This is a genomic window from Sulfoacidibacillus ferrooxidans, assembly GCF_022606465.1.
Classification (GTDB): Bacteria; Bacillota; Bacilli; order Alicyclobacillales; family SLC66; genus Sulfoacidibacillus; species Sulfoacidibacillus ferrooxidans.
Genome location: NZ_JALBUF010000010.1, coordinates 48368 through 58673, shown reverse-complemented (window position 1 = coordinate 58673; position 10306 = coordinate 48368). Strand labels below are relative to the sequence as shown.

General features: G+C 43.4%; 6 protein-coding genes and 1 pseudogene. All 7 read right to left on the bottom strand.

Annotated features, from left to right (window positions below):
* A pseudogene (locus MM817_RS12675) lies at positions 1-757 on the bottom strand (hypothetical protein); the annotation flags it as partial.
* Positions 758-761: 4 nt separating this feature from the next.
* The gene (locus MM817_RS12670) at positions 762-1376 is read right to left on the bottom strand and encodes a TlpA family protein disulfide reductase (protein WP_241715750.1); all 615 of its coding nucleotides are present in this window, start codon (positions 1374-1376) and stop codon (positions 762-764) included.
* Between the two features lie 98 nt (positions 1377-1474).
* Positions 1475-2746, bottom strand: a complete 1272-nt coding sequence (locus tag MM817_RS12665; protein ID WP_241715748.1) for a transglycosylase SLT domain-containing protein — start codon at positions 2744-2746, stop codon at positions 1475-1477.
* Between the two features lie 180 nt (positions 2747-2926).
* The gene (locus tag MM817_RS12660) at positions 2927-5335 is read right to left on the bottom strand and encodes a hypothetical protein (protein WP_241715746.1); all 2409 of its coding nucleotides are present in this window, start codon (positions 5333-5335) and stop codon (positions 2927-2929) included.
* A 38-nt stretch (positions 5336-5373) separates the two neighbouring features.
* Complete coding sequence (locus tag MM817_RS12655) at positions 5374-6858, bottom strand: hypothetical protein (RefSeq protein WP_241715744.1); 1485 nt, start codon at positions 6856-6858, stop codon at positions 5374-5376.
* 148 nt (positions 6859-7006) lie between these two features.
* Complete coding sequence (locus MM817_RS12650; RefSeq protein ID WP_241715742.1) at positions 7007-8671, bottom strand: helix-turn-helix domain-containing protein; 1665 nt, start codon at positions 8669-8671, stop codon at positions 7007-7009.
* Positions 8672-9152: 481 nt separating this feature from the next.
* Positions 9153-10304, bottom strand: a complete 1152-nt coding sequence (locus MM817_RS12645) for a replication initiator protein A (protein ID WP_241715741.1) — start codon at positions 10302-10304, stop codon at positions 9153-9155.
* Positions 10305-10306 lie beyond the last annotated feature (2 nt).

The window sequence follows — 10306 nt, the reverse complement described above, 5'->3', positions numbered from 1 at the left end:
AGCCTGTCGGCTCTTTCGTGTACACATGACACGATTCAGGTGCAGCCCATGCCGATAACGGTTGCATGTCTGTATCCACAATCGCCGTTGACCAATTGCGCGCTTGGCAAAGTGCCGCTAGATTCCAAGCGATCCATGTGCGCCCTGACCCCGCATCACCCATCACATGAATCCGTACGGGTTCTGGTTTCCCCCATACGATTTTTTTGAGCTTAGGCGGTGATAGGATCGGTCGTTGTTCTTCTTTTTCTTCTCGTTTACGCAAGGAAAACCGTTTTTTAGCTTCTTCTCGCCCTTCCTGTTCTACGTGATTCAACGTGACAGCCACTTCTTCGGATTCCTTCGATTCCGGTTCTAGCACATCATAAAGTTCTGGTTCTTTCGTATGAACGGCAAAGTCATCCATATAGATCGCTACATCTTGCGCCGTTTTTGGATGATCAATCATGCGCTCCACCAAGCGTAATTCCAGCGCCTTGTCGACAAAAAAGAAGTCATAGACACCTAAAAGGACGAGTTGCTTGTTGAGTTCTTCGGATTGATTCGCTTGTGTTCCGATATAGACGACACGAGCGTTAGCGCGGCGGATCAGGTGAATCAGATCAATGGTGTCTTGCCTTGTCTGAGCAAACCACTCTGTGAGTACAACGACATCCCCTGCTTGAAACGGTGTGTCTTTGGCCATTTGGGGATATTGCAGCCACTGAGATCCAACAAATCGTTCGCGCACATCGGTTTCAAAGGTGACATACAGCATCGTTTTACCCCCTTACCCTGTGTATAACATCTGCCCAGATGTGCATCGGATGGGTCGGTTCACCATCCATCGCTACCCACGTATGATCAACCTTCCCTACGATCATCGGTACGCCTTGAATGATGTTGTTGATCGGACTCGTTGGCATGACATAATCGATGGCACTTGCAGGAACGGAAATACCTGCCTCATGCAAGCCGGATGCCGTGAGTGCTTTCGCTTGGGCAAGCGTGGTGACCGTTTTTCCATTCGCATCGAGATACACGCTGACAAGTTCCACATCCTTGAGATCACCTAGTTGTTGTAGGTTTTTAAGCGCTGCATGACAATGCGGACACCACCAAGCAAAAAATAACAGAGGTTTCGTTGTAGGCATCTGAATCGTTTGGCCACTTGCATTGACGATCTGATGGGCAAACAACGGTTTCACATCATAGGGCTTCATGAAACCATTCACGAAGTCCATCGTTGCAAGAGGCGACTTCGTGACGGGCGCTGAGATCGTTTTCTCTGTCGTCGAAACAGGTGTCGTATGAGCGGCCTGTTGTGTACCGCATCCACTTAAAAGACCCATGATCGCTAGACTTCCTGCAGTCCATTTCCACACTTGATGATTCAAAACAATCGCTCCCTTAGATGATTTCTGTGTTTCTATTCATAGACTAACGGAAAAAGCAAGCATAAAACCCTCGATTTTCACTCCACTTTTTTCACATCTTAATACCCGTGATACACGCCTGTACCTGCAACCACACCAGGAATGTTCGTTGGGTTTCCCCACGCTGATTCAATATGTCCAATGGCTGAAATCGCATTGTCTAATGGGTTCCAAATGTCTGTATACGCACCGAGATGATCGCTGACAAACGTACTCGGAAGCATTTGCATGAGACCTGACGCATGTTCTCCATCGACAAGAATGGGGTCCACCGCATCTGGATTCCCACCGGATTCATGCATGACGATGATGGCTAAGTAGGGCAACCAACTTTCATTGACACCACCCGATATGTCATGAGCCGTGTTGTAGGCCATGACGATGCCAATGGCTTGTTGTAAAATGGACATCACCTTTGCGCTTGGTAACGGTTCATTCGATCCAGCAGGCGGTAGTCCACCTGTTTGAAACACCATGTTGAATCCAGAGACCATGTGTTGCACATACGGATCACCAAGCGATGGATCGACCGCTCCGATCATGCCCGCTAACACATCACGATTTGCGGTATCCTCGATAAACGTTCCTTGTTGCGTCTTGATATGAGCGAATAGATTCCACACTTTGGCCCACGAATAGGTCCTATGGCTACTTAGCAACTCCCACGTCGATGTCCATACTCCATCAGGGCATCCAGCATGCCCTGTCGTCACATCGACATACGTATCGGTTAACGTGCCATCCCACGTGTTGGCATAGGAGAGGAACGTCACTGGAGTCTCTTGTTGGTTCTCGACACACGTGGTTTTGCACGTCCCTTTGGGTGTACACGTCGTCACATCGTGAAAGGTTTCCTTGATATCCACTTCATGAATCCACGTATACTGTGGCATGAAGTAGCCATAGTACAGGCTGGCTTGTAGCGGTTGAAGATTGTTCACGACTTTCCCTATACTCATCAACAAAGCGGATGGAACATTGACTTGTTGCGTCTGCACTTGTTCGATCTGTGATGCGTCCAGTCCCGTTTGCCACTGGTTGGCTACGATTTGCTCGCGCTTTTGCAACACATGCTCTTGAATCTGTTGCGTCTGAGATAACGTTACTTGACCGTTCGCTGACACCGTTCCGTTTCCGCTAGCCGTAAAATCCCCAATAAAAAAGGCGAAAATAGAACCTGCCACAAGAATGCCAAACATAGCGAGAAGCATACCTGGTCCCACAAAGTACATGAATCCTTTCACGATCAACCAAAGGATCAGTTCATTACGATTGGTCGGTATTTTTGAAATAGGCGATAGCAGTCGCAACCACTTTTTCAGTTGTTTCACCTCCTTGCTCATCAAGCATAGAAGAAAGTCAAGCCTAAAAACCCTCCATTTTCACTACTCTTTTTTTTGCGCAAAAAAATTCGCCTTCACCCTGCAAGGCGAACAAACGGAACCACCATCATGTCGTACCACAGACAAAAGACCGCTTAGAGAGTGTCTCCAAGCGGTCTTTTGCGTGAATCAAGGTCCCTTTAATTCTGGATTTGCGTTCAAAAACGCTGCATCTTGCGCATTGACTTGCGCCGGTGTCGTTGGCATGCTTTCTCCATCCGTCGGATCGTTGTATAGCTTGACCCATGTGATACCAGTTTGAGGTACACTGCTATTCGGTACTTGGTGAATAAAGTACCATGTCGGATCATTAAACAACTGCGCGATATTCGGTATGGTGGTGATCACCGAACCGCAATTCGTATTAACGGTAATCGTTGCTGTGATCGTTGCTGCTGTACTGGCGTCACCTGTCATATTCCACGCCGCTAATTCAAGATGTTGTTGTCCATCCAAGCGGTTGACGTACTTAGGAATCGGCGTATAGGCTGATGCGTATTGGCCAGCATAAGGCGCATACCCATTGGCGCCATCATACGGATTGATGATGTCCACTCGATCCAATGTGGCTGTGTCCAAATTGGTTGGATACTTCGTTGTAGGCGTTTCTGTCCATGTGCGTGTCGTTCCGTCTGGGTTTTTCATGACAAAGGTCACATCCATCGACTGCATCACGTCAAACGGACTCCCTGTCCATAAAATCCTAAACCCAAATCCACCTGCAGGACGTACATACACATAGGGTGCACCGTTCACACCAGCATACGGATTGGTATACGTCGGTAACTGCTGTCCTGTTATGGTGTCGTCAACGGTCACCCTTTTGCTGACTTGAGTGGCTGTTTGATTGACATCTGACCAAGGATCGCCAGGTACTCCGGGATCCATGAGTAACCCGCTAATTTCTAGGTTTTGTAGATTGTCCACGTAGATATGATCATACGTGACAGGCTCGTCCACCCATTGATACGTGGTATAATCCCCTGTACAGACTCCCTTCACACCTGTATGTGTGGTGGCTTGTAGCACCCAATTCGTATCCACCCATGTTAACTTGTCATATCCTTGACTGGTACACGACGTGCTTTGTTCAAGCACTTGTTCGATCGGTTTCTGTGGAATGGGTCCGTTGCTACAGCTTCCTAAACCACCCCCACTCGATCCATTTCCTGCGCCACTTGAACCACTTCCCCCTCCGCCTGAACCACCGCTTTGTGAGGCGTTTTTCCATGTAACATACACAGGATTCGAGTGTATATAGGTGCCGTTTGGTAATTCCAAAGCGGCTTCATATTCAACCGTTTCCGCCGTTTGGGCAACAGCACTATCTTGAATAACGCTTTGTCCATCCATTCCTGCCGCTATATTCGATCCACTGAGTGTATGATCGCCGCTTAGATCATGCAGGTAAATCGCACGATCATTGGCTACCTGCCCTTGATATACAGCTAACAAGGTGACACCTTGACCTACTTTCGTAGATGTTGGATTCGCTGCAAGAGAAAGCGGTCCTTGTGGTGTCGGTTGTATCGCCTTCGATCGCACCGTAAAACTCGTCGTCGTAGCCGGTGCAAAGCGATCCCGATAATCTGATACATCGTACGTGACCGAGTAGGCTCCTGCCGTAAGGTCTTTGGTATTGACGTGGATGGTGTCCGAATACGAACCATCACCCGTATTCATTTCGTACATCGTTCCACCGCTTGGTGTCTGAATCGGGGCTTCACCATCATTACCTGCAAAAGTGATATCCGACTGTGGTACGGACACCCCTGTTGCCGCATTCGTGATGGACACCCCTGCATAGTGATAGCTCGTCCCATACGCGCTGACTGTTCCTGTGCCTGTGAGTGTCTCCGTGTGGCCTTGCCCGATGATCGGGTTACTCGCACTAATGGACGCCGTGGGTTTCGGTGTGACGATCACATCTACAGGTCCTAGACCATTCGATCCGCTCACCAGTTCATCGCCTGAATCAAGGACGATGGCAGGGAAATCGTAGAGTGGGAACATTTCTCTCGTTGTTTTGTCTTGGAACTCGGCATCGTACTCTTCTCCATCGGCAATAGAGCTACTTGATTCGGCTTGATCCACATAGGCTAGATTGCCGTTTAATGCGTTGACCCAAGCGGATCGTTCGGTATTCGAGATCATCAGGTAGCCATTTGCACTGGTGACTGGCACAAAGTTGTTGGCTACTTCATCCACGTGCCAAAGTTGACCTGAGCCACTATTGAAGCCGCTTAACGAAACGCTTTCGGGTGCATATTCAAAAACGGCATGTAGAAATGAATAAGTATTCAGCCCTGTCGTGGTACTGTAATACAAGCTAAATGGCGTATTGTTGTTGCCGTTCTGGTAAGGCTGTCCATTGGAACCTAAGATCGTGACTTGCCCATCGTAGTACCCGAGCGTTCCAGCCGTCCCCACTTGTGTACCGTTGCCTACATACGATTGGGCAAATACTGCCGTGCCATCAGACGCAAACAAAGAGGACACGAGCACCAGAGACGAAAAAATTGACCATCGTTTCTTCACACGACATCCCATCCTCCTTCAAAAAATGGTTCATACCCTTACATACCTTGACTCTGTTGTTGTACTTCAGGGACTCCAGCATCCGTGAATTCTATAGCAGAGCCATAGCCCATACCTACAGGCATTGGACCTACGCTAATCATGGCTCCATCTTGATTCTTAACGTACACGGGATTGGACGGATCGTTTGTTCCACCGTTTAGAGTGGTATCCGATGCGTACCCATGTCCATCACCGATCGAGTCAAACGATTGATAACTTTTTCCGCCGTTCGTACTGGCTGTAAGTTGACTCCCACCATTGATCCCTAAAACAAACGAACTGTGAATTGAAAACCCAGGTAACGTCCACAACAGATCTGGCTGACTACCACTACCACCGATTTTTTTAAATGTGATATCCGTTGCATACACAAGGCTTTGTCTTAATAAAGACAACACATCTTTTGCACTCATCGTCGTTCCGCCAGTCGTCAGCGCATACGTGTTATACGGCGCAAAGGCGAAGTGATACACACCATTGCTCGTTTCGTACCAACCTTTTTGTGAGGTCACAAAATTTTGCTCCAACTGGTTTAACTGGCTCACGGTCAGGTCTCCACTGGTCGGCACACCCGTATTCAAGTCATAGAAGTTCGCCCATTGCACGGCGTTTCCGTCACCTGGATTCCACGAGAGTTGTAGCTGAGAATTTTTCGGAATCCCCATGCTCCACATGTACTGTTCATCCATCGTTGTCGCTGTTGCAGGATCGTTTGAGCCAAACAGCGTTGCCGAATCAGCCGTGATCAGACCGTGGAACAAATCGTAATGCACAGCTGCCCAATCGGATTGTGGCACGTCCGTATAGGGATCTGGCGTTGCATTGGGAAGTTCATATTCGCCGGTATACAACACTGGCGTATACTTTCTTGCCACGTTTTCATCAAAGTTGTAAAAATCAACAGCCGCTTCGAGTTTCGTCGCCATGCCATTTGTAGGCGTCTTGGTACTGGTTGTAGACGGCGTACTTGTGCTCGTTGTAGACGTCTTGGTGCTGTCTCCACTCGCAGTTCCTATCGTCCACGTTGTTCCGTTCCACGTATCCGTCGTGATCCCTACGTTGTTGAGCAACTGCTGGACATACCAGATCGGCATGTACGTGGTTGAATTGCCATCACTCGTCGGATCGTTTGCCACCATCGTCGGAATCTCATACTCCACCAACTGCCCATTCACCGAGATCAGCGTATGTCCCGTTTTCGCTACAATGTGTAAGGCTGTCGCGTTATTTGGCGAGGTGACCGCCCATACATGCCCGTTCCACGTGCTCTTGTAGCCTACTTGTTCAAGGGCTTGCATGACGTACCAAATCGGCATATAGGTGGTTCCATTCGCTACAAACTCGTCTGGATGGTACGCTGCTTGTCCGTTAATCACGATGTTCGATGACGTATACGACTGTGTTTGCGCGAATGCAAACGTAGATACGACCGTCCCCATGACAAGCGATGCCGCTACTGCGCTAGCTAGTATTTTTTTCATAAGTTATTCCTCCTCTTCCTGTTAGACATAGTGTACTAGAAATGGCAAACTCGTGTTTGAGATTTCCGTATGCAAAAATCGTAGCATGTTGTCAAGCCTAAAAACCCTCCATTTTCACTACTCTTTTAGGATTAGTTAAATCTTATTTTTACTTTTCCTTATGGAGTGCACTAAATCGTCCGTATTTCCCTTGTTTAAGTGTGTTGTTTGGATTACTACTTTGTTCAACCATATTCGATTGTTGATTTTTTACCTTATTGTTCGTTTTCATGGCACCAAATAAATCATGTATCTCCTGTTGTGCTCTTTCTACTGTTGTTAATCCTTCTATGAATTGATTTGCATGATTTGTCTTAGTTTTTATTATTACTTGTTCAGTTTTGCGAGTTTCATTATTACTTATTTTGATATCGAAACTACTTAGCAAACTCGCAGATTGGTTGTCTTCTAATACGTTTAGAGTTTCTCGTTTTGTTTTCTCTTTTTGTAGAATATCGTTTATCCTTGCTGAATCTCTTTTTGTGATCATTTGTGTTGAATGGAATTGATCTTCATCTGGTATTGAATAGGGTTCCTTTTTCGTTAATAGGGCAATTTTAGCGTTAATTTCCTCATATTTATTTGTTTGTACGCACTCTGATTCCAATCCTGCTGCTCGAGCTTCTGCTATTGTTAAATTACTCTGTTTTACATGTGAGAATTGCGATTTCTTCTGTTTCCTCAAATTATCTTGTTTATTGTTTTTATATTGAGGTTTGTTAAGCTTTTTCAACATTACGATTTCTTGTTTTTTATTCTTTTCTAGTAAAGTATTGATGACCATTTCTACATAACGTAAACTACATGCGTTATATTGAATAGCTGTCTTTAAAGCTTCCTGTAGTAGGTCTATACCTATTTTTTTAAGTAAATCACTTAATTGTTCTAGCGTTACAGTGTTTAAATTCGGATGAAATTTATTTTCTGTGTACAGTTGGGTGATTATGTCTAGCTGAATTACATGTGTACTTTTCTCATTTGATATCTGTTCACGATTATGTATTTTTTCTTCTTGTGTATTGTTTAGTATTTTTAATGTGTCCGTATTGTTTGTAGTGATTGCAGTTAGACAATTTTTTTTATGAACTGATTGTGTGTCTTGATGGGCTTCTTCAATTTTCTTACATACTTTGTTAGCAGTTGTATTTTTTTGAATGTTGCCCTTTGTTAATTCAGATTCTAGTTCAGTGCTAATATATATCTCTTTTATTATTTTCTTGTTTTTTAAGTGTTTTTCTTTGAGTTCGTGTGGCGTACTAGGTAGTCGTGTTGTGGACTGTATACTATCATCTTTTTTAATATAGCTATTACCAAATGAGTTATCTAAATTGATAATACTGTTTTCCAATATTATGGTTTCTTTTTCATTAGTTTCATTTGCAATACTGGGATGTATCAATGTATACAGATTACTGTGATACTCTCTCTTTCTAGTGTTAATTCTATTTTTCTTTATTAGTAAACCTTTCTCTTCTAATTCTTGAATGGCTTCAATAGTTTTCGTTCTAGAGAATCCAATATCTTTAGCTAAAGTTGAATAACTTGGATATGCTTGACCTTCTATATCTGCATACCTACATAAAGCAAAAAAAGCGCTTTTAGCATACCCGCTAATTTCTGCTGAAAATATAGTGTTTGGTACAGTAAAATATCCTTTGTTCCAACCTTTTTTTACAATACAATTTGTTTTACGTGCTTCAATTTCTATATCTACACTATGATTAATCGAATAATTTTCGTTTAAATCAATTACGATGGTTTCTGTTTTGTTCATGGATGAGACCTCCGTCTTAAAACAGGACGCCATGTAACATCTTTTTTTTCAAACTCTAATAAAGGGTTGAGATTACCGCTGTTTTTTAATATAATTAGCGTATAACAACCTTGTTTGAAGGATGATGTATGGTTATCCAGCTTTAATTTGTTTAGTTTCTTTGTGTGTATTTCTTTGAGTGGAATTCTTGGACCTAGGTTGCCGCCTATGGTCCTTTTTGTTTCTAGTAAGGATTGGTAGTTATCTTATTTGTCACTAGTTTAATGTTTTAACTAAAGCTATGACAACCACGTGGTTCAAACTACAAAACCACGTGGTTCAAATGACGTAACCACGTGGTTCAAATGACACACATCGTTGCTCGAGTGACAAAAGCACGTTGTTAAATGTACAAAACCACGTGGTTCAAATGACGTATACCACGTGGCTTAATGTACGTTTATTTTAGAAATTTTTTTTATAAAATAGTTCTAAATGCATTTTAGCTATCTATTGTGCTTTTATTTTTTAACCACCAGTCTTTAATTTCACCAGAATATTGCTCCCATTTGTCTTTAATTACAATATCTTCTTCTAAAAGTATGCTGCCAGGCGTTGCCCATACTTTTGTTAACCCTGAATAGTCATCCCATATTCGATAGTTACTAATATGCTTGTATGTTTCCAATTCAGATAATGCTTTTTGGATTGAGGTTCTTCTTGTAGAGGGTCTACCAGATGTTAGATCGATCATTAAACACACTTCATCGAGGGTCCATTCATAAATACTTTTCCTGAATTCAGGTTGTAGAGCTATCATCAGTATTTGTGCAGTCCCACTGGAAAGATCAGCTAATAATGCTCCGCTAAATCGTTCAAAATAGCCAGCAGCCATGGAATTGTAGATCCTATCAGTAAACATCACAGTAAACTTTGCATCTTTTCCTTGTTCTGCTCGGCCACGTTCAAATCCCACTTCTTGTAGTAGATGAATAAATGTCCGTTCCTCTGTGTTATCACCAATATCCTGAAGAACAACTTCAGCTCTAAAAAGTCTCAGTAGTGAGTTTTCTAGTAAGTTGTATGAATCTCCGCTAGGAGTAAGATGACAGGCCCTTAGTATCTCATACATGTTCACGGTGAGCTCTTTAGTTTTTCCTTTGTTTTCCCATAGTTTATGCAATGACATTAAAACTTTCGCATCAAATGGAGTTAGCTCTTCTCCTACTGTATATCTAAGAGTTCCTTTACGTATTTTACGTACAATTTTCCCAGTGTCATTTTTTTTACGGTTATTTTTTTGTACTGCAAATATCCCTGCTTCTGCTACCTTTTGTTCAAGGAAATATGTTCTTTCCTTGTGAAGTTTCTGACGTTTATCTATTGCTAACTCCAAAATTTTCACTTGCGTACTGAATTTTGAAATGTCTTCTTCATTTTTTATGTTACTTGAGATTTCTTTTACTTTTAAAGCTTCAATGAGCATGGCCTGCGTTGAAGATAACTGTTTGTTAATTTTATTTAATGGATTTTCTTGTGCAAGTGATGTTGCAGCTACTTCAAATAGTGTTTCTACATCCCCTATATCACTGTCTGAAGTTAATATTTCGTTTGTCCAGTTTTCAATGGTTTTTGATCTTTTTAAACGGGGCATTG